The sequence below is a fragment of the Hydrogenophaga sp. GW823-FHT04C09 genome (assembly GCF_058796355.1).
This window is the reverse complement of record NZ_JBXAIO010000003.1, coordinates 360,402-386,151: the sequence shown is the minus strand read 5'-3', so window position 1 is coordinate 386,151 and position 25,750 is coordinate 360,402. Positions and strand designations below refer to the sequence as shown.

Here is a 25,750-nt window from a genome sequence, read left to right as displayed (position 1 = left end):
GCTTAGCTGACCAGGGTGGCGTCCATCATGGCCAGGCGCATCTCGAACTCGGGCCAGACCCAGCGCCAGAAGGCGGCGCGGGCCTGGGCGCCGTGGCCGGCGGTGGCGGCCAGGCGCTCCCAGGCCCAGGCCATGAGCAGCAGGGCGGTGGCGCGCAGGAAGTCGTCGGCCAGCCAGAACGGGCGCTCGGCCGAGGCGCCGGCCATGGGCACGACGCGCTCGCGCACGAAGTCGCCGAAACGCGCCAGGGCGCCGCGGGTGGCGGCCGCCTCGGGCAGGGCGGCCAGGTCGCTGTTGAGGTCGGCCAGCAGGGCCTGCAGCGCGGTGGCGCCGTCGGGCAGGGTCTTGCGCACCAGCAGGTCGATCGCCTGGATCTCGTTCGTGCCCTCGTAGATCATGGCCACGCGCGCGTCGCGCACGTGCTGCTCGATGCCCCATTCGCGCACGTAGCCGTGGCCGCCGAACACCTGCAGGCAGGCGCTGGCGCCGCTGAAGGCCTGCTCGGTCCAGGCGGACTTGAGCACCGGCGTGACCAGGCTGCACCAGCGCGCGGCAGCCTCGCGCCGGGCGGCGTCGGGGTGGTGCTTCTGGGTGTCGAGTTCGAGCGCGGTGCGGTAGGCGATCACGCGCCCGGCGTCGATCCAGGCGCGTTGGGTGCCCAGAATGCGTTGGATCGCCGGGTGCAGGGCGATCGGGTCGGCCTCGCCGGCCTTGCTCGTGGTGCCGGGCGCGCGCATCTGGCGGCGTTCCTGCGCGTAGGCATGGGCTTTCTGCCAGGCGGCGTCGAGCAGGCCCACGCCCTGCAGGCCCACCAGCAGGCGCGCCGCGTTCATCATGACGAACATGGCGTTGAGGCCCTTGCCGGGCTCGCCGACCAGGGAGGCGGCGGCCTCGTCGAAGCGCATCACGCAGGTGGGGCTGCCGTGGATGCCCATCTTTTCCTCGATGCGCTCGCAGTGCACGGCGCTGCGGCTGCCGTCTTCGTGGAACTTGGGCACGAGGAAGAGCGAGAGGCCCTTGGGGCCGGGCGGTGCGTCGGGCAGGCGCGCGAGCACCAGGTGCACGATGTTGTCGGCCAGGTCGTGTTCGCCGCCCGAGATGAAGATCTTGGTGCCGCTGAGGGCGTAACGTCCGTCGGCCAGCGGCACGGCCTTGGTGCGCACCAGGCCCAGGTCGCTGCCGGCGTGGGGCTCGGTCAGGCACATGGTGGCGAGCCATTCGCCCGAGGCCAGTTTCTCCAGGTAGCGCGCCTTGAGTTCGTCGCTCGCGTGGTGGCGCAGGCATTCGTAGGCGCCGTGCAGCAGGCCGGGCGCCATGGTCCAGCCATGGTTGGCGGCGTTGAGCATCTCGTGCAGCACCGCTTCCACCACGGTGGGCAGGCCCTGGCCGCCGTCTTCGGGGGCGCTGGCCAGCGAGGGCCAGCCGGCCTGCCAGAAGGCTTGGTAGGCGTCGCGGAAGCCGGGCGGCATGGTGACCGCGCCGGCGTTCCATTGCGCACCCACTTCGTCGCCCTCGCGGTTGAGCGGGGCGACCACCTCACCGACGAACTTGCCCGCTTCCTCGATCACCTGCGTGAGCAGGCCAGTGTCGGCGTGCTCGGCCAGCGCGGGCAGTTCGGCGATGCGTTCGTGCGCGCGCAGCACGTCGAACAGCACGAAGGCGTGTTCCGCGGCGCGGGGTTGGTAGGCGTTCATGCGGCGGTGGCTTTGCGCGCGGTGCCGAGGTAGGTCTCGATCACGCGCGGGTCGCTGGCGAGTTCGCTGGCGGGGCCCTGGGCACTGAGTTCGCCCATTTCAAGCACGTAGCCGTGGTCGGCGACCTGCAGCGCGGCGCGCGCGTTCTGCTCCACCAGCACGATGGTCACACCGGTCTGGCGCAGGCGGTCGATGATGGCGAAGATCTCTTTGACGATCAGCGGCGCCAGGCCCAGGCTGGGCTCGTCGAGCATCAGCAGGTCGGGGGCGGACATGAGCGCGCGTCCCACGGCCAGCATCTGGCGTTCGCCGCCCGAGAGCGTGCCTGCGAGCTGGACGCGGCGCTCCTGCAGGCGCGGGAAGATGCTGTAGACGTCGTCCAGGCGGCTGCGCCACTTCGCATTGCCCAGCCGCATCTGGCGGAAGCCCCCGAGCAGCAGGTTGTCTTCGACCGGCATGGTGCCGAACAGCTCGCGCTTCTCGGGCACCAGGGCCATGCCGTTCATCACGCGCTCTTCGAGCGTGAGGGTGCTGATGTCCTGCCCGCGGAACTCGATCGCGCCCTGGCCGGGCAGGATGCCCATGAGGGTGTTGAGCAGCGTGGACTTGCCCGCGCCGTTGGGGCCGATCACGGTGATCACGCCGCCGGCTTGCGCCTGCAGGTCGATGCCGTGCAGCACCTCGGCGCGGCCGTAACCGGCGCGCAGGCCCTTGACTTGAAGAATGGGGTTGCTCATGTCTCGTGCCTCAGTGTTCCGTGCCCAGGTAGGCGGCGCGCACCTTGGGGTCCTGCTGCACCTGCTCGGGCGGACCCTGCGTGAGAAGGGTGCCGAATTCCATCACCACCAGGTGGTCGCAGATCTGCATCACCAGGTCCATGTCGTGTTCCACCAGCAGGATGCTCATGCCCTCGGCCTTGAGCTGGCGCAGCACGCCGGCCAGGGCCTGCTTCTCCTTGTGGCGCAGGCCGGCGGCGGGTTCGTCCAGCAGCAGCAGGGTCGGGTCGGCGCACAGGGCGCGCGCGATTTCCATCAGGCGCTGTGGGCCCATGGCCAGGTTGCCGGCCTGTTCGTGCAGGTACTCGCCCATGCCGATGCGCTCGAGCTGGCGCTGCGCCTCGCGGAACAGCTGGCGTTCCTCGGCGCGGTTGGCGCGCAGCATGGCGGGCAGCACGCCCTTGCGGCCGCGCGTGTGCGCGCCCAGGGCCACGTTCTCGAGCACCGTCATGTCCGGGATCATCTTCACGTGCTGGAAGGTGCGCGCCATGCCCAGTTGCGCGATGGCGCGCGAGGGCTTGCCGATCACGTTGCCACCCTGGAAGCGCACCTCGCCGCTGGTGGCGGGCAGCACGCCCGTGATCAGGTTGAAGGTGGTGGACTTGCCGGCGCCGTTGGGGCCGATCAGGCCGACGATCTGGCCGGCGTGGATCTGGAAGCTGATGTCGTTCACCGCCACCAGGCCGCCGAACTGCATGCGTGCCTTCTGCACGTCGAGCACCAGCTCGCCGGCGGCGGGTTTGGCGCGCTCGGGCAGGGCGGCGGCGTTCTGCCAGTCCACCGCGCGCGGCTTCGGCGCCTTGCCCTTGCCGACCACGGACCACAGGCCGTCGGGCAGGTACTTGAGCACCACCACCAGCGCGATGCCGAAGACGATCACCTCGTAGCTGCCGCTGGTGCCGATCAGGCGGGGCAGCAGCACCTGCAGCTGGTCTTCCAGCACGCGGATGAGGCCGGCGCCGACGATGGCGCCCCACACGTGGCCCACGCCGCCGATCACCGCCATGAACAGGTACTCGATGCCCATCTTCAGGCCGAAGGCCGAGGGGTTCACCGTGCGCTGGAAGTGCGCGAGCAGCCAGCCCGCCACCGAGGCGAACAGCGCGGCCAGCACGAACATGGTGACCTTGTAGCGGAAGGTGTTGATGCCCATCGCCTCGGCCATCTGCGAGCCGCTCTTGAGCGAGCGCATGGCGCGGCCCGCGCGCGAGTCCAGCAGGAACATCAGCGCGGCCACGAAGGCCAGCAGGATGACCCAGGTCAACACGAAGAAGGCGCGGCCCTGGCCGATGTCGAAGCCGCCGATGGACAGGCTCTTGATGCCCAGCAGACCGTCGTACTTGCCCAGCGCGTCCAGGTTGCCCATGAGGTAGTACAGCGACAGGCCCCAGGCGATGGTGGCCAGCGGCAGGTAGTGGCCCGACATGCGCAGCGTGATCAGGCCCACGATGAGCGCGCTGCCTGCGGTCAGCGCCATGCCGATGAACAGCGTGATCCAGGGCGAGACGCCCAGGTTGAGCGTGAGCCAGGCCGTGGTGTAGGCGCCGATGCCGACGAAGGCCGCCTGGCCGAACGAGGTGAGGCCGCCCACGCCGGTGAGCAGGATCAGGCCCAGCACCGTCATGCTGTAGATGCCGATGTAGTTGAGCTGTGTGACCCAGAAATCGGGCAGGGGCGCGAGCGCAAGCAACGGGATCGCGACGGCCAGGATCAGCAGGCCCAGGTTTTGATTTTTTGGCATGTCAGTGGTCCTCGTCGGAGTGCTTGCTGCGCAGCGAGCGGAACAGCAGGACCGGAAGAATGAGCGTGAAGACGATGACCTCCTTGAAGGCGCTGGCCCAGAAGGAGCCGAAGGCCTCGATCACGCCCACGCCCAGGGCCGCGACCAGCGCGCCCGGGTAGCTCGCCAGGCCGGCCGCCACGGCGGCCACGAAGCCCTTGAGGCCGATCAGGAAGCCCGAGTCGTAGAACACCGTGGTGGTCGGGCCGATCAGCAGGCCCGAGAGCGCGCCGATGAAGGCCGCCATGGTCATGGTCAGCTGGCCGGAGGCTTGTGAGGAGATGCCCATCAGGCGGGCACCGGTGCGGTTGACGGCGATGGCGCGCAGCGCCTTGCCGCGCAGCGAACGCTCGAAGTAGAGCCAGAGCATGACGATGAGGGCCACCGTCGCCGCGAAGGTGATGATGGCCTGACCCGACAGCATGACGGGGCCGATGGCGTAGCGCGCGTCCCAGAACGCCGGGTTGCGGAAGCCCTCGGCGCCGAAGAACAGCAGGCCCAGGCCGGTCAAGGCGAAGTGCACGCCGACCGACACGATCAGCAGCACCAGCGGCGTGGAGCTCTCCAGCGACTGGTAGGCCACGCGGTACACCAGCGGGCCGTACACGGTGACCACCGCCACGCTGAGCACCGCCTGCACCCACAGCGGGAACTGCTGCGGCGCGGCCCAGATGGCGACGAGAGAGACGACAACGGGCAAGGCGAGCGTGCGCGCGGCCGCCTTGACGGCGATCAGCGCATTGCGCTGGTGCTGCCAACGGCCGAACAGCTCCATGAGCGCGGCCACGCTGGCCAGCAGCAACAGCAGCCACACGGTGCCGGGCACCTTGCCGGTCTGGAAGATGGCCAGGGTGAGCGCGCCGTAAGCGACGAACTCCCCCTGGGGAATGAAGATGATCCGGGTGACGGTGAACACCAGGACGATGGCCAGGCCCAGCAGCGCGTACACCGCACCGTTGGTCAGACCATCCAACGCCAGGATGCTGGCGATTGAGAAATCCATAAAAGCCTCAGCGCAAGAAAGAGACACTCTCGAACAGGGACACCGAGGGTCCGGCTCCGCCGGCCCCAGGTGTCGTCCCCCCTCGAAGCGCCGAAGGCGCGCCACAGAGGGGGGAAGCCGCGTCAGCGGCGCAGGGGGGTGTTACTCGACTTTGAACTTGCCGTCGACGACCTTCAGCATCACGCCCGTTTCGTTCGTGAAGCCCCAGTGGTCGTCCTTGGTCCAGTTCATCACGCCGTGCGCGAACACGGTGCGGCCCATGGTTTCGAGTGCGTCGCGCAGACCGGCGCGGAACTCGGGCGTACCGGGCTTGGCGGTCTTCAGTGCGATCGGCACGGCCTTGTTCAGTGCGATGGCGGCGTCGTAGGCGTGGCCCGCGAACTGGTTGCGCATGCCTGGGCCGACCAACTTCTCGTAGTTGGTGACGAAGTCCATGGCCAGCTTCTTGGACGGGTGGTTGTCAGGCAACTGTTCGGCGATCACAGCCGGACCGGAGACCACGAAGGAGCCTTCCACGTCCTTGCCACCGATGCGCACCAGGTCGGGCGTGGCGGCAGCGTGCGTCTGGTAGATCTTGCCCTTGTAGCCGCGCTCGACGATGGCCTTGTGCGGCATGGCCGCACCCGAGCCGGTCGCCACCACCAGGATCGCATCGGGGTTGGCGGCGGTGAGCTTGAGCGCCTGCGGCGTCACGCTGGTGTCGGCGCGCGCGAAGCGCTCGGCGGCCACGATCTTCATGCCGGCCTTCTCGGCCAGCGGCGTCATGGCCTTGAGCCACAGCTCGCCGTAGGCGTCGGTGTAGCCCAGGAAGCCGATGGTCTTGATGCCCTGCTTCTTCATGTGCTCGACCACGGCGAAGCCCATCACATCGTTGCCCTGCGGCAGGCGGAACAGCCATTGGTCGGCACCGGGCGGCACGCCTACGGGCGAAGCGGCCAGTTGCACGGTCTTGGCTTCGGCTGCCACCGGGGCGATGGCCGCGGCCACCGGGGTGAGGGTCGAACCGATGATGACGTCGACCTTGTCGTCGGTCACCAGGCGGCGTGCGTTGGCAGCGCCCTTGCCCGGGTCGCTCGCGTCGTCCAGGATGATCAGGTTGACCTTCTCGCCACCGATGGTCTGCGGAAACAGTTTGAACTGGTTCTGCATCGGAATGCCGAGGCCGGAGCCCGGGCCCGTGAGCGAGAGGATCACGCCGACGTTGATGTCGGCCAGCGCCGTGGTGCTGGCCAGGGCCGTGACGGCCACGGCGATGAGGGTTTTGACGGTTTTCATTCGAGTCTCCTTCTTGGGGTGGTGAAAAGGGAAAGGGCGGGGGAAACAGCGGTTCAGGAACAGAGGGCCTTGATGTCCTCGGGCACGGGAATGGCCTTGATGCGCTCGGGCGCCTCGGGCGGGTGGATCACGAAGGCGCGCGTCTCGGTGCCTTCGCAGAGCACCTCGTCCCCGCGTTTCACCACGTGCCGGTGCATGAACACCTTCTCGCGCCACTCGGTCACGCTGGTGTGGATCTGCAGGCGCTCGCCGTAGGTGGCGGGGCGGCTGAACTTGGTGTGGATCTCCAGCAGAGGCGTGCCCACGATGCCGCGCGTCTTGACCAGCTCGCGCCAGGGCGGCACGCCGCACTTGACGAAGAAGTTCAGCGAGGACGCATCCATCCACTTCGAGAAATTCGGAAAGAAGACGATGCCGGCGGGGTCGCAGTCGCCGAACATCACTTCCACTTCGTAAACAACGGTCTTGGTCATGAGGGGGTTTACCGGGGGGCCATGCGGAGTGCGCCATCGAGGCGGATCACTTCGCCGTTGAGGTGCGTGTTGGTGACGATGTGCGCGGCGAGCTGGGCGAACTCTTCGGGCTTGCCCAGGCGCGGCGGGAAGGGGATGCTGGCGGCCAGCGACTGCTGCACCGGCTCGGGCAGCTGCTTCATCAGCGGCGTGCTGAACAGGCCGGGCGCGATGGTGCAGACGCGGATGCCGTGTTGCGCGAGGTCGCGCGCCATCGGCAGCGTCATGCCCACCAGGCCACCCTTGGAGGCGCTGTAGGCCTGCTGGCCGATCTGGCCGTCGAACGCGGCCACGCTGGCGGTGAAAACCATCACGCCGCGCTCGCCGTCTTCCAGCGCATCCAGCTTGGCGCAGGCGGCAGCGAACAGGCGGCTGGCGTTGTAGGTGCCGATCAGGTTGACGTTGATGACCTTGGCGAAGTCTTCCAGCGGCGCGGGGCTGCCGTCCTTGGCGACCACGCGCTTGGCCGAGCCGATGCCGGCGATGTTCATCAGGATGCGCGCCGGGCCGTGGGCGGCGGCGGCCTGGTCGATCGCGGCCTGCAGGTTCTCGGTGTTGGTGATGTCGCACAGCAGCGCCACGCCGCCGATGTCGGCCGCCACGCGCTTGGCGTTGTCCAGGTTCACATCGAGCACGGCGACCTTGGCGCCCAGGCGCGCGAGTTCGCGCGCGGTGGCCTCGCCCAGGCCCGAGCCACCACCGGTGACGAGGGCCGCGTGTCCTTGAATGTTCATAGAGGTCTCCTTCTTCTCTGGTTTCAGGCGTTCGGATTTTGAATCAGGAGGGCCATGCCCTGGCCACCGCCCACGCAGGCGCTGGAGATGCCGTAGCGCTGGCCGCTGCGCTGCAGTTCGCGCGCCAGCGTGAGCGTCAGGCGCACGCCGGTGGCGGCCAGCGGGTGGCCCAGCGCGATCGCGCCGCCGTTGACGTTGAGCTTGTTCAGGTCCATGCCGAGCTCGCGTGCCACCGCCAGGGTCTGCGCGCCTTGCGCTTCGTTCACCTCGAAGCGCGCGATGTCGCTCAGCTTCAGGCCGGTGCGCTCCAGCAGCAGGCGGATGGCCGGCGCCGGGCCGATGCCCATGATCTCGGGCGGCACGCCCACGGCGGCGGCGGCCACCACGCGGGCCAGCGATTGCTTTCCGTTCGCCTTCGCGTAGGCGCCGGAGGCGACCACGCAGGCCGCGGCGGCGTCCACCAGGGCCGAGCTGTTGCCACCGGTCTGCACACCGCCATCGAACACGGGTTTGAGTTTGGCCAGCACCTCCATCGGCGAGAGGCGCGGGTGGGTGTCGGTGGCCACCTCGGTGAGCTTGCCTTGCAGCTTGATGCCGCGCGCCTTGTAGCCCGCGAGCTCGAACTTCTCGGTCACCACCGGCACGATCTCACCGGCGAGAAAACCGCTTTCCTGCGCGGCCACGGCCTTGGCGAACGAGGCCGAGGCGAAGGCATCCACCTCTTCGCGGGTGATGCTGTATTTCTTCGCCAGGTTCTCGGCGGTCTGGATCATGTTGATGCCCGCGGCCGGGTCCTTCAGCGCTTCCCACATGTAGTCCTTGAAGCCCACCGGCGCGCCCAGCTTGAAGCCGGTGCGGTGGTCGAAGGCGGCGATGGGGTTGCGCGTCATGCTCTCGGTGCCCACCACCAGCGCGGCCTCGCAGGCGCCGCCCTGGATGTGTTCGCCGGCCTGGCGGAACAGCTCGAAGCCGGTGCCGCAGATGCGCTGCGCCATGATGGCCGGCACCTCCACCGGCACGCCGGCGTACAGGCCGATGTGGCGCGGCAGGAAGAACTGGTCGAAATCGCCGGGCGCCATGTTGCCCGTGACCACCGAGCCGATGTGCTCGCCCGGCACGCCCGCGCGCGCCAGCGCTTCGCGCGCGGCCTTGATGCCCAGGTCGGTGGGCGAGATGTGGCCGAGCGCGCCGCAGTAGTCCACCAGGGGGGTGCGCACGCCGTCGAGCAGCCAGACGTCGTCGAACGCGTTGAAGAATCCTCGGGAAGCCATGTCGTCTTTCGTTTATTCGGGTTTCAGGATGGCGTGCAGCGTGTCGGCGTGCAGGCGCTCCACGGTCTCGGCCCGGTGGGCCAGCACCGCGCGCTGGTTGATCGAGCCCTTGTCGGTGATCTCGCCGCGGTCGATGGTGGGCGGGTCGGCCAGCAGGCATAGGCGCGCGATGCGGCTGGCGCTGCCGGTGGACGTCTTGGCCAGCTCGGTCACCACGCGCTGGAAATGCGCGAGCACGGGCGCGCTGTTGAGCACCTCGTGCAGCGAGGCCTCGGCGCCCAGGCCGCTGAGCGCGCGCACCGCGCCGGTGGGGAACACCATGGCGCCGACTTCCTTCATGTTCAGGCCGGTGAGCACCACGTCCTGGATGTAGGGCGCGCCGGCGGCGATGATCTTGGCGCGCAGCGGGCCCACGCTCACGAAGGTGCCGGTGGCGAGCTTGAAGTCTTCGGCGATGCGGCCGTCGAATTTCAGGCCTTGGTGGATGTCGGTCTCGTCGATCCACTTCACCGCATCGCCGGTCTTGAAGAAGCCTTCTTCGTCGAAGGACTCGGCGGTCTCCGCCGGCATGCGCCAGTAGCCCGGCGTGATGTTCGGGCCCTTGTAGCGCACCTCCGTCTTGCCGTCGGTGTCGACCAGTTTGAGCACCAGGCCCGGCGTGGGCAGGCCCAGGTCGCCGGCCTTCACGTTGGCGCTGGTCACGTACAGGCCGAACGGGCCCGACTCGGTCATGCCCAGGCCCGTGCCCATGACGATGCGCTCGCCGATCTCCTGTTCCTGCACCGCGTGCAGGGCGTCCCACACCGGCTGGGCCAGGGCGGCGCCCGCGTAGAAGAACATGCGCACGCGCGAGAGCAGGGTCTTGCGCAGGGCCTCGTCGGTCTTCATCGCGTTGGCAATCGCCTCGAAACCCGTGGGCACGTTGAAGTACACCGTGGGCGCGATCTCGCGCAGGTTGCGCAGCGTCTCGGCCATCAGCGCGGGCGTGGGTTTGCCGTCGTCGATGTAGAGCGTGCCGCCGTGGTACAGCACCATGCCGACGTTGTGGTTGCCGCCGAAGGTGTGGTTCCAGGGCAGCCAGTCCACCAGCACCAGCGGGTTCTCGGCCAGCACCGGCATGGACTCCGTCATCTGCTGCTGGTTGGCGCACCACATGCGCTGCGTGTTGATCACGGCCTTGGGCATCTTGGTCGAGCCCGAGGTGAAGAGGAACTTGGTGATGGTGTCCGGGCCGGTGGCGGCCATGGCGGCGTCCACCGCCGGTGTGGCCTCGGTGGCCAGCAGCGAGGCGAACGAGGTGGTGGCACGGCCGGGCACGCTGCCCTCGGTCGTCACCAGCTCCACGTCGGCCCCCAGCGTGGCCAGCATGGCGCGGCTGTAGCGCTGCGCGTCGGCGGCGAACACCAGGCCGGGCGTGAGCGTCTTCACCACGTGGTGCAGCTTGTCGAAGTCCTGGCTCACCAGCGAGTAGGCCGGCGAGGTCGGGCAGTAGGCAATGCCGGCGTAGACGCAGCCCAGCGCGAGCAGCGCGTGTTCCAGGTCGTTCTCGCTCAGGATCAGCACCGGCTTCTCGGCGGACAGGCCGCGGTTCAGCAGGCCCTGGCCGATGCGGCGCGCCGCATCGAGCGCCTGCGCGAAGCTGATGTGGCGCCAGTCGCCCGTGGTGCCGTCGGCGTTCTTCGCGCGGCGCGCGAACACGGTCTGGTCGGGGCGCGTCCGGGCCCAGTGCACCAGCCGGTCGGTGATGCGACCGGGGAAGGCGGGCAGGTCCTGCTGCGCGCTCAGGTAGTGCACGCCGGTGTCGCCGTCGCGCAGCGTGGCGCGGGTGACACCGAAGGTCAGGGGCCGGTAACGGGCGGCCGTGGCGGGGTTCTGGCTCATGTCTCTCTCGGGCTTTTCTTTATCGATCAGTTTCTCGAGTCGCGTGTCTCATTCCAGAGATGCCGCGGAACCGGCTTTGCCGGGCCGCTGGCATCGCCCCCCTCCGGGGGGTGACGCCGAAGGCGGCGCGGGGGGAGCGACGTCAGTCGCGTTGCACTTTGTTCGCGCGGCCTTCGAGGAAGGCGCGCACGCGCTCTTTTGCCTCGGGGGCGTTCTGCACGATGGCGGCCATCAGCGCTTCGGTGAAGAAGCCCTGGTCGGCCGGTTGTTCGGCGATGCGCGGCAGGGCGTGCATCAGCGCGTAGTTGGTCAGCGGTGCGTTGCTGGCGATGCGCGTGGCCAGTTCCATGGCTTTTTCCAGTGCCGTGCCTTCGGGCACCAGGTACTGCGCCAGGCCGATGCGCTCGCCGTCCTCGGCCTTGTAGACGCGGCCGGTGAACATCATGTCGGCCATGCGCGCGGCGCCGATCAGGCGCGGGATGCGCACCGAGCCGCCACCGCCCACGAAGATGCCGCGCGAGCCTTCGGGCAGCGCGAAGAAGGACGAGGCGTCGGCCACGCGGATGTGGCAGGCGCTGGCCAGCTCCAGGCCGCCGCCGACCACCGCGCCGTGCAGCGCCGCGACCACCGGCACCGGGCCGTGCTGCACGCACTCCAGCGCGGCGTGCCACATGCGCGAGTGGTGCAGGCCCTGGCCGGCGTCGCGTTCCTGCAGTTCGGAGAGGTCCAGGCCGGCGCAGAAGTGCTCGCCCGCGCCGTGGATCACGGCGGCGCGCACGCCTTGCGGCATGCCCTGGAAGATGTCGCGCAAGGCGAGGATCAGGCCGTCGTTGAGCGCGTTGCGCTTGGCGGGCCGGTTCAGCGTGATGACCGCGATTTCGGACGATTCGCCTTGCAGGCTCAGGCTGATGTCGGTGGAATGGATGGGCATGAGGCAGGAAGGGCTTGCTTGAAGTGAGGTCGCATTATTGTTATAAACAATAACCAAAACAAGCACACCGGTCGAAAACGACCCCCGTGTTTACCCTAGGTAAAGAGACACCCATGGACCACAAGAACCTGCTCGCGATCGACATCCACACCCACGCGGAAGTGAGCTGCCGCAACCCCTTCGACAACTACGGCGAGGAGTACGACCGCGCGGCCGACAAGTACTTCGGCAGCAACCGCCGGCCCACCATCGCCGAGACCATCGCCTACTACCGCGAGAAGAAGATCGGCCTGGTGATGTTCACCGTGGACAGCGAATCGAAACTCGGCCGCCGGCGCATCCCGAACGAAGAGATCGCGCAGGCCGCGCGCGAGAACAGCGACATGATGATTGCCTTCGCCAGCATCGACCCGCACAAGGGCAAGATGGGCGCGCGCGAGGCCGAGCGCCTGATCGCGGAAGAGGGCGTCAAGGGCTTCAAGTTCCACCCCACGGTGCAGGGCTACCACCCTTACGACAAGATGGCCTGGCCGATCTACGAGGTGATCAACGCGCACAAGCTGCCCGCGATCTTCCACACCGGGCACAGCGGCATCGGCTCGGGCATGCGCTGCGGCGGCGGCCTGCGGCTGGAGTACAGCAACCCCATGCACCTGGACGACGTGGCGATCGATTTCCCCGACATGCAGATCGTCATGGCCCACCCCAGCTTCCCGTGGCAGGACGAGGCGCTCAGCGTGGCCACGCACAAGCCCAACGTGTGGATCGACCTCTCGGGCTGGAGCCCGAAGTACTTCCCGAAGCAGCTGGTGCAGTACGCCAACACGCTGCTGAAGGACCGCGTGCTGTTCGGCAGCGACTACCCGCTGATCACGCCCGAGCGCTGGATGAAGGACTTCGAGGTCGCCGGTTTCAAGCCCGAGGTGATGCCCGGCATCCTGAAGGGCAACGCGGTGCGCCTGCTGGGGCTGGATGCCTGAGGCCGCGCCCATGCAGGCCTTCACCACGCTGGCCGACATCGAACGGCTGGAGCAGACCCCGCGCGAACAGACCGCGCCGCACCGCAGTCCGTATGCGCTGATCCGCGCCACGGCCGAGCGTTTCCCCGAGCGCGAGGCGTTCCGCTTTCTGCCCGACGCCGATCTCGCCACCGAGCCCCGCCGCATTAGCTACCGCGCGCTGCTGGCCGACATCCACCGCGCGGCCAACCTGTTCCGCTCGCTCGGCGTGGGGCCGGACGACGCGGTGGCGCTGCTCGCGCCCAACCTGCCCGAGGCGCATGCGGTGCTCTGGGGCGCGCAGCTCGCGGGCCGCGTGTGTCCCATCAACTACCTGCTGCAGCCCGATCACATCGCGGCCTTGCTGAAAGCCTCGAACGCCAGGCTGCTGGTCGCGCTCGGGCCCAACGGCGAGCTCGCGGTGTGGCCGGTGGCCGAGCAGGTGGTGCGGCACCATGCGCTGCCGCTGATCCAGATCCGCGTGGGCGAGTTCACCGCGCCCGGCGTGCCGGTGCTGCAGGACCTGCTGGCCGCGCAGCCCGAGGCGCTGGGCTTCGAGCCCGACCTGAACCCCGACCGTGTGGTGGCCTTGTTCCACACCGGCGGCACCACGGGCGCGCCCAAGCTCGCGCAGCACACCCAGGGCAACGAGGCGCACACGGCCTGGTTCGCCCACGCCTTCTACGACCTGGACGAACACGCGGTGGAGATCAACGGCTTTCCGCTGTTCCACGTGGCCGGCGCCTTCGTCTATGGCCTGGCTTTGCTCGCGGTGGGCGCGCGGCAGGTGCTGCCCACGCTCAGCGGCATGCGCAACACCGGGTTCGTGCAGCGCTACTGGCGGTTCTGCGAGCGCGAGCGGGTGACGCACCTGGCCTGCGTGCCCACGGTGCTCGCGGCCCTGATGGGCGTGCCGGTGGACGCGGACATCACCACCGTGCGCGCGGCCTACACCGGTGGCTCGCCGCTGCCGTCCGAACTCGCGCAACGCTTCGAAGCCGCCAGCGGCATCCCCGTGCGCAACATCCTGGGCATGACCGAGTGCGCGGGGCTGGTGAGCATCGAGCCCTTGCTCGGGCCGCGCACGCCCGGCTCGGCCGGCCTGCGCCTGCCTTACACCGAGGTGCATGCCGTGCCCTGGCGCGATGGCGAGGCGAAGCTGGACGAACGCTGCGCGGCGGGCGAGACCGGCGTGCTGGTGCTGCGCGGCCCGCACGTGAGCCCGGGCTACACCGACGCGGCGCGCAACGCCGGGATGTTCGAGCAGGGCTGGATCGTCACCGGCGACCTGGGCCACCTCGACGAGGCCGGCCGCATCCACATCACCGGCCGCGCGAAGGACGTGATCATCCGCGGCTCGCACAACATCGACCCCGGCCTGGTGGAAGACGCGTTCCTCGCGCACCCCGCCGTGGCCTTGTGCGCCGTGGTGGCCGAGCCCGATGCCTACGCGGGCGAAGTGCCGGTGGCCTTCGTGACGCTCAAGCCGGGTACGACGCTGCTTGCCGATGAGTTGCTGGCGCTGGTTGCGCCGCAGGTCTACGAACGGCCGGCGGTGCCCAAACGCGTGGTGCTGCTCGAGGCCTTGCCCATGACCGCGATCGGCAAGGTGTTCAAGCCCGAGCTGCGGCTGCGCGCGATCGAGATCAAGCTGGCCGAGGCGCTGCGCGAATGGGCGCCCGGTGTGCCGGCCCGCGTGCAGGCGCTGGAGCGGGGCGGGCGGCAGTGCGCGGTGATCACCGTGCCCGGTCCGCGCGACGACGCGCTGCGCGAGCGCCTCATGCAGGGTCTCGCGGCCATGGCCGTCGAGACCGAGCTGCGCTTCGACTGAGCGTGGGCTACCAACCGCCGCGCGTGAGCCAGCGCTCGACCTGATCGAGCTTGTCCACGCCCCAGAAGGGTTCGCCGTCCACCACCACGGTGGGCGAGCCGAACACGCCGGCTTTCAGCGACGCGTCGACCATCGCGCGCAGCAGCGACGCGGCTTCGTCGCCCGCGGCCGCCTCGGCCACGGCATCGGCCGACAAACCCTCGGGCAGGGCGAGGCCGCGCAGGGCTTCGGGCGTGGAAAGGTCCTGGCCCTCGCCCCAATAGGCCGCGTAGATCGCGTGCGCCAGCGCGGCCGCGTGGGCCGGCTGGTGCTGCTTCACCCAGGCGAAGGCGCGCGCGCAGGGCAGGGGGTTCATCACCGGGTCGTTCGGCTGGCGCTTCATCGGGAGGCCGTGTTCGCGCGCGTGGCGCAGCACGTCGCGCGCGGTGTAAGGGCCCTTCAGGGGCGTGTCCATCAAGGGTTTGAGGCCCATCACCTTCATCACCGACACGCCCAGCAGCATGGCGCGCCAGTCCACCGCGCGGCCATGGCGGGCGGCCAGGGCCTCGATGCGCAGCGAGGCGAAGTAGCCGTAGGGCGAGATGAAGTCGAAGTGGAACTGGATCGGTGAGCTCATGGGTGAGGGCGAGCGATCAAAAACCGCCTAGCAGGTTTCATAACAAGATGGAATAGCTGTTTGTACCTAAACAGGCTGGCACGGGGCGCGCGATGGCTGCACAGTGTGCCTCTTGTGCCTGACGCGGCACATGTCATGTCCTGGCCGCCCTTCAGGGGGTGGACCGCACGGATTTCGTTTTTCTCTCCTTCCCCCTTTCTCTCAGGAGCATCTCCATGACATTCCTTCGACGCCGCAACGCCATCGTGGCGATGGCCGCCCTTGGCGCGGCCACCCTGGCGGGCAGCGCCCTGGCGCAGCAGACCGTGACGCTGCGCCTGCACCAGTTCCTGCCGCCGACGGCGCCCATCCCCGCCCTGGCCATCGTGCCGTGGGCGAAGAAGGTCGAGGCGGAGTCGGGTGGCCGCATCAAGGTGCAGCTGTTCCACTCGATGTCCATGGGTGGTTCGCCGCCGCAGCTGTTCGACCAGGTGCGCGATGGCGTGGTGGACATTTCCTGGACGGTGCTGGGTTACACGCCGGGCCGTTTCAACAAGGCCGAGGTGTTCGAGCTGCCGTTCATGAGCGGCAAGGCCGAGCCGGCGTCGCGCGCGTTCCACGAGTTCGTGGAGAAGCACGCGGCCGATGAGTTCAAGGACGTGAAGCTGCTGGCGGCGCACACGCACGGCCCGGGCCTGTTCCACACGAAGGAGCCGCTGACGAAGCTGGAAGACCTGAAGGGCAAGAAGGTGCGCGGCGGTTCGCGGGTGATCAGCAGCATGCTGTTGAAGCTGGGCGCGACGCCGGTGGGCATGCCGGTGCCAGCGGTGACGGAGGCGATGACCAAGGGTGTGATTCAGGGCACGACGATTCCGTGGGAGGTGGTGCCTTCGCTGAAGATCGCGGAGATCGTGAAGAACCACACCACGTTCTCGGGCCCACAGGGTTTGTTCACGCAGACGTTCGCGCTGACGATGAACCGCAACAGCTATGACAAGCTGCCGGCGGATCTGAAGAAGGTGATCGACGCGAATTCGGGTGTGGAGACGGCGGCGTTGTTCGGTCGCGCGATGGACGAGGGTGACCGCATGGGTCTGGCGTCGGCGACGAAGCTGGGCAACAAGGTGGTGACCTTGGACGCTGCTGAAACCAAGCGTTGGCAGGCGACGGCGGCGGCCGTGGAGGCCGACTGGGTGAAGGAAGTGCAGGCCAAGAACATCGACGGCGCGAAGCTGGTGTCCGAGGCTCGGGCCCTGCTTGCCAAGCACAGCAAATAATTCAAGTTTCTCTTGGATGGGCCGCTCCTTATCGGGGCGGCCTTTTTTGTGCCTGCTGGGTGGGCGCGCCAAGCTTGGTGTGCCCACGCCTCTTGCAGGCGGGCGTCGCCACGGGCCTGACGCGAGGTCAACGCCAGAAAAGGAAACTCAGCCCCAAACCTCCCGAGCCGTCTCCACCACAAGGGCGAGCTTCCGACGCTGATCCTCCACAGCGATGTTGTTCCCATGCACGGTCGAAGAGAACCCGCACTGAGGCGACAGACACATCTGCTCCAGCGGCGCGTACTTGGCCGCCTCATCGATGCGCCGCTTCAGATCGTCCTTGCTCTCCAGCTGACCGAACTTCGTCGTCACCAGCCCCAGCACCACGACCTTGCCCTTGCTCAAGTAGCGCAAAGGCCGGAAATCCCCCGAACGATCGTCGTCGTACTCCAGGAAAAACGCGTCCAGCTTCATCTCCGACAACAAGGCCTCCGCCACCGGCTCGTAGTTCCCCGCCGCCGCATGCGTGCTCTTGAAATTGCCCCGGCACAAATGCATCGCCAGCGTCATCCCCGCCGGCTTGTGCGCCACCACCTTGTTGATGAAACCCGCATACCGGTGCGGCAACTCGTTCGGATCATCTCCCCGCTGCCGCGCCGCCTCCCGCATCCGCTCATCGCACAGATACGCCATGTTCGTGTCGTCCATCTGCACGTAGGTGCAACCCGCGTCCGCCAGACTCTGCAACTCCTCGCCATACGCCTTCGCCACATCGTCGTAGAACACCGGGTCCAGCTCCGGGTAGGCCTCCTTGCTGATCCCCGCGCGCCCACCCCGGAAATGCAACATCGTCGGCGACGGAATCGTCACCTTCGGCGTCACCGGCGCGGGCAGACCCAAAGCCGCCACCTGCGCCTTCAGGTACTCGAAGTCCGCCAGCTGGATGTTCTTCGCGTGCCGCACCTTGTCGATCACGCGGATCACCGGCGGCGCCAGCTCCTCCGTGCCGTCCGGCTTGCGGATCGTCACCGGAATGTCCGTCTTCACACCGCCCAGCTGCTCCAGGAAATCGATGTGGAAATACGTGCGGCGGAACTCGCCGTCCGTGATCGACTGCAGGCCCACATCGGCCTGGAACTTCACGATCTCGGTGATCGCCCGGTCCTCCACCTCGCGCAGCTGCGCCGCGCCGATCTCGCCCTTGGCCTTTTTCTCGCGGGCTTCGAGCAGGTAGGCCGGTCGCAGAAAACTGCCGACGTGGTCGGCGCGGAACGGGGCATGGGTGCGCAGGCTCATGGTGGAAAACGTCCTCGGGTCGTTGGGGGTTCTGGAAATGGGGTGAAGGCGCACTTTGCCAGCCTTCAATGCATACATAAACCTATGGAAAACCCCGATTCGATGGCAAATCGCTTGAAAAATGGCGGTTTCTGTATACATTGCGTATCCCATGACCTTGGACGCCACCACCCTGTCCCCGCCCGAGCCCGTGGGCGCCGCCACCGAGAGCGCGCAGGTGCGCGCCCTGCTGCAGCTGCGCGAACTCATCCTCTCGGGTGAGCTGGCCGGCGGCTCGCGCATCGCCGAACTCGCCATCGTGGAGCGCCTGGGCGTCTCGCGCACCCCCATCCGCGCCGCGCTGATGCGGCTGGAGCAGGAAGGCCTGCTCGAAGCCCTGCCCAACGGCGGTTACGTGGTGCAGACCTTTTCCGAGCGCGACATCGCCGACGCGATCGAGCTGCGCGGCACGCTCGAAGGCCTGCTGGCCCGGCTGGCGGCCGAGCGCGGCGCGCCCGGCGCGGTGCTGCTCGAAGCCCGGCAATGCCTCAACCGCCTGGACACCGTGCTCGCCGTGCCCGCGCTCGACGACAAGGGCTTTTCCGACTACGTGGCGCTCAACAGCCAGTTCCACGCCCTGGTCTGGGAAATGGCCGACAGCCCCACCATCGCGCGCCAGCTGGACAAAGTGCTCACCCTGCCGTTCGCCTCGCCCTCGGGCTTCGTCGTGATGCAGGCCCATTCCCAGCGCGCGCGCGACATGCTGGTGGTGGCGCAGGACCAGCACCGCCAGGTGCTCGACGCCATCGAACAGCGCGAAGGCACGCGCGCCGAGGCCATCATGCGCGAGCACTCCCGCCTGGCCCAGCGCAACCTGCGCGAGGTGCTGGCCGGTCACGCCACGGTGCACGCGCCGGCCTCCATGCCGGCCATCAAGCTCATCCGCCGCCGCTGAGGCGGGCGACAACCCGAAGGTTTCATAGAAAAACGGCATAACTGAAAGTCGGTTATCTGGCTGGCGGAGATGCCGGTGGCCATGCACAGTGTGGGCAAGACGTTCTTCAAGCCTGCCGGAAGTCGGAGTGCGCCCACACGCTACCGACCCGGCGAACACAAGGAACTGGAGACAAGCATGAGATTCATCCAACGCCGAACCGCCTTGCTGGCCGTGGGTGCCCTCGCTGGTGCCCTGATGGCGGGCAACGCCATGGCCCAGCAGCAGGTCACGCTGCGGCTGCACCAGATGCTGCCGCAGCAGGCCACCATCCCGGCGCGCGCGCTCATCCCCTGGGCGCAGAAGGTGGAGGCCGAGTCGGGCGGCAAGATCAAGGTCCAGCTGTTCCATGCCATGGCCCTGGGCGGCGCGCCCCCGCAGCTGTTCGACCAGGCCCGCGACGGCGTGGTGGACCTGACCTGGACCGTGCTGGGCTACACCCCGGGCCGCTTCAACAAGTCCGAAGTCTTCGAGCTGCCCTTCATGAGCGGCTCGGCCGAGGAGTCCTCGCGCGCCTTTCAGGAATACGTCGAGAAGTTCGCGGCCGACGAATTCCGCGAGGTCAAGCTGATTGCGGTGCACACCCACGGCCCCGGCCTGTTCCACACCAAGACGCCGGTGACCGGTCTGGAAAGCCTGCGCGGCATGAAGGTGCGCGGCGGCTCGCGCGTCATCAACAACATGCTCACCAAGCTGGGCGCCACGCCCGTGGGCATGCCGGTGCCGGCCGTGACCGACGCCCTGTCCAAGGGCACCATCGACGGCACCACCATCCCCTGGGAAGTCACGCCCTCGCTCAAGGTCACGGAGCTGGTGAAGAACCACACCACCTTCGCCGGCAAGCAGGGCCTGTATACCCAGACCTTCGCGTTCTCCATGAACCGCGCCAGCTACGAGAAGCTGCCGCCCGACCTGAAGAAGGTGATCGACGCCAACTCCGGCATCGAGACCGCCGCCCTGTTCGGCAAGGCCATGGACGACGGCGACAAGGCCGGCCGCGAGATCGCCGAGAAGGCCAAGAACAACATCGTGGCGCTCGACGCGGCCGAGACGCAGCGCTGGCGCCGCACCGCGGCCACGGTCGAGACCGACTGGGTCAACGAAATGAAGGGCAAGAACATCGACGGGGCCAAACTCCTGTCGGAAGCGCGTGCGCTGATCGCGAAGTACCAGCGATAATCCCGCACCCCCCACGGGACGGCCCTCCTGGCCGTCCCTCTACTGAGTGACCGATTCGCTTTCGCTGTGCTCAGCGGACGTGAATTGGTCCTTTTTTTGAAGGTGACAAGTTTGAAAGTGCTGTCTTTATTGGCCAGGTTCTGCGCCATCCTGGCCGGGGTCCTGCTCACGGTGATCACCATCATCACCTGCTTCAGCCTGATCGGCCGCAACACCATCGGCGTCACGCTGGTGGGTGACTACGAGCTGACCGCTGTCACCGCGGGCGCGGCGGTCGCGCTCTTCATGCCCTGGTGCCAGCTCAAGCGCGAGAACATCATCGTCGACTTCTTCACCGCCAAGGTGTCCGAAGCCGGCATCGCGCGCCTGGACCGCTTCGGCAGCCTGCTGCTGGCCATCCTCATGTTCGCGCTCGCGTGGCGCACCGCCATCGGCGGCATGAGCGCCCACAGCTCGCAGACCACCACCATGATGCTCGGCTTCCCCGAGTGGATCACCTACGCCTTCATGGTTCCGCCGTTCGTGCTGACTGGCTTGATCGCCCTGTACCAGGCATTCATTGGCAATTTTTCGGAGCAGGGCGAATGAGTTCTTTGAGTCTCGCGGGGTTGATCTTCGCAGTGATGTTGGTCCTGATGGCGATCCGCGTGCCGATCGCCGTCTCCATGTTCGCCGCCGGCGCCTTCGGCTACATCTACCAGGTGGGCCTGCCGCCCTTCTTCAACAACCTCAACGGCATGGCGTTCGCGCGCTTCGCCAGCTACGACCTCTCGGTCATTCCGCTGTTCATCCTGATGGGCAACTTCGCCACCCAGGGCGGCATCTCCAAGGCGCTGTTCCAGTTCGCCGCCGTGGTCATGGGCCGCTTCAAGGGCGGCCTGGCCATGGCCGCCGTGCTGGCCAGCGCGGGCTTCGGCGCCATCTGCGGTTCGTCGGTCGCCACGGCAGCCACCATCACCTCGGTGGCCCTGCCCGAGATGCGGCGCCACGGGTATTCCGGCCGCCTGTCCACCGGCACGCTGGCCGCGGGCGGCACGCTGGGCGTGCTGATCCCGCCCTCGGTGCCGCTGGTGATCTACGCCATCCTGACCGAGCAGAACATCGCCAAGCTGTTCGCCGCGGCCATGATCCCCGGCATCATCGCCGCCGTCGGCTACATGATCGCCATCGCGATCTACGTGCGCCTCGTGCCCGGCCACGCGCCCGAGCACGACGCCAACGACCAGAAGCTCACGCTGCAGGCCCTCATGGGCGTGGCGCCCATCGCGATCGTGTTCCTGATCGTCTTCGGCGGCATCTACGGCGGCCTGTTCACGCCCACCGAAGGTGCCGGCGTGGGCGCGGGCGCGACCTTCATCGCGGCCCTGCTCAAGCGCGAACTCACCTGGGCCAAGGTCAAGCTGTGCTTCTACTCCACGGCGGCGGCCAGCGCGATGATCTTCATGATCTTCATCGGCGCCGACCTCATGAACTCGGCCCTGGCCCTCACCCAGGTGCCGGCGCAGCTGGCCTCGGTCATCCAGGGCTGGGACGTCTCGCCGCTGATGGTGGTGGGCGGCATCCTGCTGTTCTACGTGGTGCTGGGCGCGGTGATGGACGAGCTCTCCATGATCCTGCTGACCATCCCGATCTTCTTCCCGGTGGTGATCGGCCTGGACTTCGGCATGCCGCAGGAATCCGTGGCGATCTGGTTCGGCATCATGGTGCTGATGACGGTGGGCTTCGGTCTGCTCGCGCCGCCGGTGGGCCTGAACGTCTACGTGGTCAACGGCCTGGCCAAGACCGTGCCGATCGGTGAGAGCTACCGTGGCGTGATGCCTTTCCTGGCCAGCGACGTGGTGCGCACCCTGCTGGTGCTCTTCTTCCCGGCCGTCTCTCTCTGGTTGGTTCAATTCGTGGGGTAAATGACATGACGACATTCCTGAATCTCCGTCGCCGCGCCGTGCTCGGCGCCACCCTGGCCACCGCCGCCATGGGCCTGGTGGCCCTGCCGGCCGTGGCGCAGTCCGCCTTCCCGTCCAAGGGCCTGCGCATCGTGGTGCCGTTCGGCCCCGGTGGCGTGGGGGACCTCACCGCCCGCATCGTGGCCGAGAAGCTGACCAGCCAGCTCGGCCAGCCGGTGGTGATCGACAACCGCCCCGGTGCCGGTGGCGTGGTGGCCGCCGAGTCGGTCGCGCGTTCCGAGCCCGATGGCCACACCATGTTCCTGATGTCCAACGGCACCGCCGTGACGGCCAGCCTGTTCCAGAAGCTGCCGTTCGACACCATCAAGGATTTCACGCCGGTCTCCACGCTGGGCTACTTCGACATCGCCGTGGTGGTGCCCGCGAACTCGCCGCACAAGACCCTGGGCGAGCTGGTGAGCTTCGCCAAGGCCAACCCCGGCAAGATCAACATCGGCAGCATCAACATCGGCAGCACCCAGCACCTCGCGGCCGAGCTGTTCAAGAGCACGGCCGGCATCGACGCGCAGATCGTGCCCTACAACGGCTCGCCCGCGCTGATCGGCGCCATCCGTGGCCAGCAGGTCGACGTGGCGGTGGAAATCCTGGCGCCGGTGCTCACGCAGATCCAGGGCGGCGCCCTGCGCGCGCTGGCCGTGACCGGCGAGAAGCGATCCATCGTGCTGCCCGAGGTGCCCACGGCGGTCGAGGCCGGCGTCAAGGACTACATCGCGTCGTCCTGGAACGCGCTGGCCGTGCCCTCGAAGACGCCGCGCGCGGTGGTGGAGCGCCTGCACAAGGAAATCGCCACCGCCGTGGCCGATCCCGGTGTGCGCGAAAAGCTGCGCGGCCTGAACATCGACGCGCGCTCGAGCACGCCGGAACAGAACGCGGCCTTGCTCGCGTCCGACATCCGCCGCTGGAGCGGTGTGATCGAGAAGGCCAAGATCCAGAAGCAGTGATCGGAGCACCCCCCGCCGCGCTGCCGCGCGTCCCCCCTGGAGGGGGGCGGGCCTGGCGGCCCGGCAAAGCCGGTTCCGCGGGCCCCCTGGATGGGGGCACGCGCGCCGGCTGATTTTTTCTTTCTTCTTTTTCCTTCCCCCTTGCTCGATATCCTGGCCATCACCGGGCCGATCTACCTTTGCATCGCGCTGGGTTTTGCGGCTGTGCGCTGGCGGGTGTTTTCGCCTGCGGACATGCGGGTGATGGGCAAGTTCGTCATCCAGTTCGCGCTGCCGGCGCTGCTGTTCAATGCGCTGGCTTCGCGGCCGATCGCCGAGTTGCTGCAGCCGGCCTACCTGCTGGCCTTCGGCGTGGGTTCGGTGGTGTGGCTGCTGATCAGCCTGTGGGGCGCGCACCGCCTGCAGAAGCGCTCGCTGACCGAGAGCGCCTACACCACCATGGGCATGACCTGCGGCAACAGCACCTTCATCGGTTACCCGGTGGTGCTGCTGGCGATCGGGCCGCTGGCGGGCGTGGCGCTGGCGATGAACCTGCTGGTGGAAAACCTCATCAAGCTGCCGCTGCTGATGACGCTGGCCGATGTGGGGGCGTCGGACACGGCGCGCTCGTCCTGGAGGCACGCCTTGCGCGAGACGCTGCACCGCCTGGTGCGCAACCCCATGATCATCGCCATCGTGCTGGGTTTCGTGGTCGCGCTGCTGGGCTGGCCCATCCCGTCGGTGATCGCGCGCACGGTCAACCTGTTCGGCGCGGCCAGCGGCGGCCTGGCGCTGTTCATCATCGGCGGCACGCTGGTGGGCCTGCAGGTGCGCGGCCTGCGCCGCCAGGTGGCGCAGATCACCCTCGGCAAGCTGCTGCTGCACCCCGCCGCGGTGTGGGCCGCCGTGATGCTCCTGCCCCTGATCGGCCTGCCCGCGCTCACCGGCGAGCTGCGCGCCGCGGTGGTGCTGTCCGCCGCCATGCCCATGCTGGGCATCTACCCGCTGCTCGCGCAGCGCCACGGCCATGAAGGCTTCACCGCGGCCGCGCTGCTGGCCACCACCGTGGCCTCCTTTTTCACGCTCAGCGCCATCCTCTGGTTGATGCGCCACAGCGCCGGCTGGTTGAGCTAAGCCACCAGCTTCCTGATGAGTTCCAGCGTGGTCTGCTGCGTCAGCGTGGCTGGGCGCTGTGAACTCACGGCCAGGCACAGGCGGGTGCGCAAGGGCGGGTCGCTCACCGGGCGCATGCGGTAGGCCGAAGGCCGGATCGAGCTGAACACCGCGTTGCGCGAGAGCAGGGCGGCGCCCGCGCCGTCGGCCACGAGGTCGAGGATGGCCGAGACGCCGTCGATTTCCAGCGCGATGTGGGGCCGGCAGCCGATGTTGGCCATCTCGGTTTCCACGTGCATGCGGATCGCGTTGGGCCGGCTCGGGATCACCAGCGGCAGTTCGGCCACCTCGCGCAGCGGGATCGCCAGGGGCGGCGGGTCTTCCGGCAGGCCCGGCGGGCGGGGCTCCACCAGCACCAGTTCCTCGTCGGGCAGCGGGTGGATCTCGAGTTCGGGCGAGGGCTGCGCGTTGTAGAGCACGGCGATGTCCAGCCGGCCGTTCACCAGCGATTCCTGCATGGTCATGGACAGGCCCTCGCTGATCGACAGGCTGGCCTGCGGCAGCTGCTGGCGGAAGGCGCGCGTGAGCGGCACCGTGAGCACCCGCGCCAGGCTGGGCGGCAGGCCGATGGCCACTCGCCCGGCCAGCGCGCCGCGCACCCGGCCCAGCTCTTCGCGCGCCCGCTCCACCTGGTGCAGGATGCCGCGCCCGTGCGCCAGCAGCAGCTTGCCGGCCTCGGTGGGCGTGGCGCCCCGGCCGTTGCGCACCAGCAGGTTCTGCCGCAGTTCCACCTCCAGCAGGCGCACCTGGCGCGAGAGCGCGGGCTGCGCCACGTTCAGCGCCATGGCGGCGCGTGTGAAGCTGCCGAGTTCGGCCACGCGCACGAAGTATTCGAGTTGTTTCAGGTCCATGGAAAAGGTCGGGTTGCAGCCCCCATCATAGTTATGTGATTTTGTTCTAGCTGATAGCCGCGACTGTGACTTTTCTTGAGGGGTGCTGGGGGTCACAATGCGCCCTTCAACCCGAGTCCCTGCCCATGACCACCGAGACCCCACCGAGCATCCGAGGCATTTCGTCCATGGCCACCCGCCAGGTGCTGGCCGAACTGGGCGCGGCGTTCGAGCAACGCGCGGGCGGCGCGGTGGCGATCGAGGCCGTCGGCGGCGTGGACGCGGCCAAACGCGTTGCCGCCGGCGAGCGCTTCGACGTGGTGATCCTCGCCTCCGACGCGATCGACAAGCTGATCGCCGCCGGCCACCTGCAGGCCGGCAGCCGTGTGGACCTGGTGCGCTCGAGCGTGGCCATCGCGGTGCGCGCGGGCGCGCCGGTGCCCGACATCGGCTCCGAAGCCGCGCTGAAGCGCGCCGTGCTGGCCGCGCGCAGCATCAGCTACTCCACCGGCCCCAGCGGCGTGGCGCTGGCCGCGCTGTTCGAACGCTGGGGCGTGGCCGACGAGGTGCGCGGGCGCACCGTGCAGGCGCCGCCCGGTGTGCCGGTGGGCACGCTGGTGGCGCGCGGCGAGGTCGAGCTGGGCTTCCAGCAGCTCAGCGAGCTGATCCACGTCGACGGCATCACCCTCGTGGGCGGCATGCCGCCCGAGGTCGAGATCACCACCGTCTTTTCCGCCGGCCTGCCCGCCGACGGACCGCAAGCCGCGCGCGTGCGCGCCCTGCTCGAATTCATGACATCCCCCGATGCCGAAGCGGCCAAGCGCCGCCAGGGCATGGAACCCGCCTGAATCCACCGACCCCCAAGAGGAGCCCCT

The 25,750-nt window shown here is 68.3% G+C and carries 23 protein-coding genes; 10 read left to right on the top strand and 13 right to left on the bottom strand.

Annotated elements, in window-relative coordinates:
• Nucleotides 1-2: 2 nt before the first annotated feature.
• From AC1Q9M_RS10860 to AC1Q9M_RS10815, 10 genes are all read right to left on the bottom strand, one after another.
• Nucleotides 3-1,694 carry an acyl-CoA dehydrogenase family protein gene (locus AC1Q9M_RS10860; RefSeq protein WP_492433726.1) on the bottom strand — a complete coding sequence of 564 codons (1,692 nt, stop codon included), beginning with the start codon at nucleotides 1,692-1,694 and terminating at the stop codon, nucleotides 3-5.
• Nucleotides 1,691-2,431, bottom strand: a complete 741-nt coding sequence (locus AC1Q9M_RS10855; protein WP_444686916.1) for an ABC transporter ATP-binding protein — start codon at nucleotides 2,429-2,431, stop codon at nucleotides 1,691-1,693. The genes AC1Q9M_RS10860 and AC1Q9M_RS10855 overlap by 4 nt, the downstream gene beginning before the upstream one ends.
• A gap of 10 nt (nucleotides 2,432-2,441) precedes the next feature.
• The gene (locus AC1Q9M_RS10850) at nucleotides 2,442-4,211 is read right to left on the bottom strand and encodes a branched-chain amino acid ABC transporter ATP-binding protein/permease (protein ID WP_444686915.1); all 1,770 of its coding nucleotides are present in this window, start codon (nucleotides 4,209-4,211) and stop codon (nucleotides 2,442-2,444) included.
• Between the two features lies 1 nt (nucleotide 4,212).
• Entirely contained in the window at nucleotides 4,213-5,253 is a 1,041-nt protein-coding gene (locus AC1Q9M_RS10845) for a branched-chain amino acid ABC transporter permease (RefSeq protein WP_382320653.1), read from the bottom strand.
• 141 nt (nucleotides 5,254-5,394) lie between these two features.
• A complete protein-coding gene (locus AC1Q9M_RS10840) occupies nucleotides 5,395-6,528 on the bottom strand; it encodes an ABC transporter substrate-binding protein (protein ID WP_444686914.1) in 1,134 nt (377 codons plus the stop codon).
• 53 nt (nucleotides 6,529-6,581) lie between these two features.
• Nucleotides 6,582-7,001, bottom strand: a complete 420-nt coding sequence (locus AC1Q9M_RS10835) for an acyl-CoA thioesterase (protein ID WP_382320649.1) — start codon at nucleotides 6,999-7,001, stop codon at nucleotides 6,582-6,584.
• An 8-nt stretch (nucleotides 7,002-7,009) separates the two neighbouring features.
• On the bottom strand, nucleotides 7,010-7,774 hold the full coding sequence (locus AC1Q9M_RS10830; RefSeq protein WP_444686913.1) for an SDR family NAD(P)-dependent oxidoreductase: 765 nt from the start codon (nucleotides 7,772-7,774) through the stop codon (nucleotides 7,010-7,012).
• A 23-nt stretch (nucleotides 7,775-7,797) separates the two neighbouring features.
• A complete protein-coding gene (locus tag AC1Q9M_RS10825; protein WP_492433722.1) occupies nucleotides 7,798-9,045 on the bottom strand; it encodes a thiolase family protein in 1,248 nt (415 codons plus the stop codon).
• A gap of 12 nt (nucleotides 9,046-9,057) precedes the next feature.
• A complete protein-coding gene (locus AC1Q9M_RS10820) occupies nucleotides 9,058-10,926 on the bottom strand; it encodes a feruloyl-CoA synthase (RefSeq protein ID WP_492433720.1) in 1,869 nt (622 codons plus the stop codon).
• A gap of 142 nt (nucleotides 10,927-11,068) precedes the next feature.
• The gene (locus AC1Q9M_RS10815; protein ID WP_382320642.1) at nucleotides 11,069-11,857 is read right to left on the bottom strand and encodes a crotonase/enoyl-CoA hydratase family protein; all 789 of its coding nucleotides are present in this window, start codon (nucleotides 11,855-11,857) and stop codon (nucleotides 11,069-11,071) included.
• Nucleotides 11,858-11,970: 113 nt separating this feature from the next.
• Between AC1Q9M_RS10815 and AC1Q9M_RS10810 the strand changes: the two genes are divergently transcribed.
• Together AC1Q9M_RS10810 and AC1Q9M_RS10805 are read left to right on the top strand one after the other, a co-directional pair.
• Nucleotides 11,971-12,837: an amidohydrolase family protein gene (locus tag AC1Q9M_RS10810; RefSeq protein WP_444686910.1), complete on the top strand. Its 867-nt coding sequence runs from the start codon at nucleotides 11,971-11,973 to the stop codon at nucleotides 12,835-12,837.
• Nucleotides 12,838-12,847: 10 nt separating this feature from the next.
• Nucleotides 12,848-14,686, top strand: coding sequence for an AMP-binding protein (locus tag AC1Q9M_RS10805; RefSeq protein ID WP_492433717.1), 1,839 nt, complete (start codon nucleotides 12,848-12,850; stop codon nucleotides 14,684-14,686).
• 7 nt (nucleotides 14,687-14,693) lie between these two features.
• Here the strand turns inward: AC1Q9M_RS10805 and AC1Q9M_RS10800 are convergent, their stop codons facing one another.
• Nucleotides 14,694-15,302, bottom strand: coding sequence for a 2-hydroxychromene-2-carboxylate isomerase (locus AC1Q9M_RS10800; protein ID WP_382320638.1), 609 nt, complete (start codon nucleotides 15,300-15,302; stop codon nucleotides 14,694-14,696).
• A gap of 215 nt (nucleotides 15,303-15,517) precedes the next feature.
• Here AC1Q9M_RS10800 and AC1Q9M_RS10795 point away from each other — a divergent pair, with 215 nt between their 5' ends.
• Nucleotides 15,518-16,558, top strand: coding sequence for a TRAP transporter substrate-binding protein (locus tag AC1Q9M_RS10795; protein ID WP_444686908.1), 1,041 nt, complete (start codon nucleotides 15,518-15,520; stop codon nucleotides 16,556-16,558).
• A 147-nt stretch (nucleotides 16,559-16,705) separates the two neighbouring features.
• On the opposite strand, the gene AC1Q9M_RS10790 is transcribed toward AC1Q9M_RS10795, so the two are convergent.
• On the bottom strand, nucleotides 16,706-17,836 hold the full coding sequence (locus AC1Q9M_RS10790; RefSeq protein WP_492433714.1) for a 5-methyltetrahydropteroyltriglutamate--homocysteine S-methyltransferase: 1,131 nt from the start codon (nucleotides 17,834-17,836) through the stop codon (nucleotides 16,706-16,708).
• 151 nt (nucleotides 17,837-17,987) lie between these two features.
• Between AC1Q9M_RS10790 and AC1Q9M_RS10785 the strand changes: the two genes are divergently transcribed.
• From AC1Q9M_RS10785 to AC1Q9M_RS10760, 6 genes are all read left to right on the top strand, one after another.
• The gene (locus tag AC1Q9M_RS10785; RefSeq protein WP_382156709.1) at nucleotides 17,988-18,770 is read left to right on the top strand and encodes a GntR family transcriptional regulator; all 783 of its coding nucleotides are present in this window, start codon (nucleotides 17,988-17,990) and stop codon (nucleotides 18,768-18,770) included.
• 177 nt (nucleotides 18,771-18,947) lie between these two features.
• Nucleotides 18,948-19,988: a TRAP transporter substrate-binding protein gene (locus tag AC1Q9M_RS10780; protein ID WP_492433712.1), complete on the top strand. Its 1,041-nt coding sequence runs from the start codon at nucleotides 18,948-18,950 to the stop codon at nucleotides 19,986-19,988.
• Between the two features lie 117 nt (nucleotides 19,989-20,105).
• On the top strand, nucleotides 20,106-20,576 hold the full coding sequence (locus AC1Q9M_RS10775) for a TRAP transporter small permease (protein WP_382325655.1): 471 nt from the start codon (nucleotides 20,106-20,108) through the stop codon (nucleotides 20,574-20,576).
• On the top strand, nucleotides 20,573-21,892 hold the full coding sequence (locus AC1Q9M_RS10770) for a TRAP transporter large permease (RefSeq protein ID WP_444686906.1): 1,320 nt from the start codon (nucleotides 20,573-20,575) through the stop codon (nucleotides 21,890-21,892). The genes AC1Q9M_RS10775 and AC1Q9M_RS10770 overlap by 4 nt, the downstream gene beginning before the upstream one ends.
• 5 nt (nucleotides 21,893-21,897) lie before the next feature.
• On the top strand, nucleotides 21,898-22,893 hold the full coding sequence (locus AC1Q9M_RS10765; protein WP_444686905.1) for a Bug family tripartite tricarboxylate transporter substrate binding protein: 996 nt from the start codon (nucleotides 21,898-21,900) through the stop codon (nucleotides 22,891-22,893).
• A 141-nt stretch (nucleotides 22,894-23,034) separates the two neighbouring features.
• Nucleotides 23,035-24,006 (top strand): AEC family transporter, encoded by a 972-nt coding sequence (locus tag AC1Q9M_RS10760; protein WP_444686904.1) that lies wholly within the window; start codon nucleotides 23,035-23,037, stop codon nucleotides 24,004-24,006.
• Here the strand turns inward: AC1Q9M_RS10760 and AC1Q9M_RS10755 are convergent.
• The gene (locus AC1Q9M_RS10755; RefSeq protein WP_382156719.1) at nucleotides 24,003-24,896 is read right to left on the bottom strand and encodes a LysR substrate-binding domain-containing protein; all 894 of its coding nucleotides are present in this window, start codon (nucleotides 24,894-24,896) and stop codon (nucleotides 24,003-24,005) included. The two genes, AC1Q9M_RS10760 and AC1Q9M_RS10755, sit on opposite strands and share 4 nt — an antisense overlap.
• Before the next feature lie 125 nt (nucleotides 24,897-25,021).
• Here AC1Q9M_RS10755 and AC1Q9M_RS10750 point away from each other — a divergent pair, with 125 nt between their 5' ends.
• Nucleotides 25,022-25,723 (top strand): substrate-binding domain-containing protein, encoded by a 702-nt coding sequence (locus tag AC1Q9M_RS10750; protein WP_444686903.1) that lies wholly within the window; start codon nucleotides 25,022-25,024, stop codon nucleotides 25,721-25,723.
• The last annotated feature ends 27 nt before the right edge of the window (nucleotides 25,724-25,750 follow it).

What these genes read in the sequence shown, in the direction of transcription:
- AC1Q9M_RS10830 (WP_444686913.1), bottom strand. Translation starts at nt 7,774, where the DNA reads ATGAACATTCAAGGACACGCGGCCCTCGTCACCGGTGGTGGCTCGGGC.
- AC1Q9M_RS10800 (WP_382320638.1), bottom strand. Translation starts at nt 15,302, where the DNA reads ATGAGCTCACCGATCCAGTTCCACTTCGACTTCATCTCGCCCTACGGC.
- AC1Q9M_RS10785 (WP_382156709.1), top strand. Translation starts at nt 17,988, where the DNA reads ATGACCTTGGACGCCACCACCCTGTCCCCGCCCGAGCCCGTGGGCGCC.
- AC1Q9M_RS10750 (WP_444686903.1), top strand. Translation starts at nt 25,022, where the DNA reads ATGACCACCGAGACCCCACCGAGCATCCGAGGCATTTCGTCCATGGCC.
- AC1Q9M_RS10790 (WP_492433714.1), bottom strand. Translation starts at nt 17,836, where the DNA reads ATGAGCCTGCGCACCCATGCCCCGTTCCGCGCCGACCACGTCGGCAGT.
- AC1Q9M_RS10820 (WP_492433720.1), bottom strand. Translation starts at nt 10,926, where the DNA reads ATGAGCCAGAACCCCGCCACGGCCGCCCGTTACCGGCCCCTGACCTTC.
- AC1Q9M_RS10860 (WP_492433726.1), bottom strand. Translation starts at nt 1,694, where the DNA reads ATGAACGCCTACCAACCCCGCGCCGCGGAACACGCCTTCGTGCTGTTC.
- AC1Q9M_RS10770 (WP_444686906.1), top strand. Translation starts at nt 20,573, where the DNA reads ATGAGTTCTTTGAGTCTCGCGGGGTTGATCTTCGCAGTGATGTTGGTC.
- AC1Q9M_RS10755 (WP_382156719.1), bottom strand. Translation starts at nt 24,896, where the DNA reads ATGGACCTGAAACAACTCGAATACTTCGTGCGCGTGGCCGAACTCGGC.
- AC1Q9M_RS10855 (WP_444686916.1), bottom strand. Translation starts at nt 2,431, where the DNA reads ATGAGCAACCCCATTCTTCAAGTCAAGGGCCTGCGCGCCGGTTACGGC.
- AC1Q9M_RS10765 (WP_444686905.1), top strand. Translation starts at nt 21,898, where the DNA reads ATGACGACATTCCTGAATCTCCGTCGCCGCGCCGTGCTCGGCGCCACC.
- AC1Q9M_RS10835 (WP_382320649.1), bottom strand. Translation starts at nt 7,001, where the DNA reads ATGACCAAGACCGTTGTTTACGAAGTGGAAGTGATGTTCGGCGACTGC.
- AC1Q9M_RS10795 (WP_444686908.1), top strand. Translation starts at nt 15,518, where the DNA reads ATGACATTCCTTCGACGCCGCAACGCCATCGTGGCGATGGCCGCCCTT.
- AC1Q9M_RS10850 (WP_444686915.1), bottom strand. Translation starts at nt 4,211, where the DNA reads ATGCCAAAAAATCAAAACCTGGGCCTGCTGATCCTGGCCGTCGCGATC.
- AC1Q9M_RS10845 (WP_382320653.1), bottom strand. Translation starts at nt 5,253, where the DNA reads ATGGATTTCTCAATCGCCAGCATCCTGGCGTTGGATGGTCTGACCAAC.
- AC1Q9M_RS10810 (WP_444686910.1), top strand. Translation starts at nt 11,971, where the DNA reads ATGGACCACAAGAACCTGCTCGCGATCGACATCCACACCCACGCGGAA.
- AC1Q9M_RS10805 (WP_492433717.1), top strand. Translation starts at nt 12,848, where the DNA reads ATGCAGGCCTTCACCACGCTGGCCGACATCGAACGGCTGGAGCAGACC.
- AC1Q9M_RS10780 (WP_492433712.1), top strand. Translation starts at nt 18,948, where the DNA reads ATGAGATTCATCCAACGCCGAACCGCCTTGCTGGCCGTGGGTGCCCTC.
- AC1Q9M_RS10840 (WP_444686914.1), bottom strand. Translation starts at nt 6,528, where the DNA reads ATGAAAACCGTCAAAACCCTCATCGCCGTGGCCGTCACGGCCCTGGCC.
- AC1Q9M_RS10815 (WP_382320642.1), bottom strand. Translation starts at nt 11,857, where the DNA reads ATGCCCATCCATTCCACCGACATCAGCCTGAGCCTGCAAGGCGAATCG.
- AC1Q9M_RS10825 (WP_492433722.1), bottom strand. Translation starts at nt 9,045, where the DNA reads ATGGCTTCCCGAGGATTCTTCAACGCGTTCGACGACGTCTGGCTGCTC.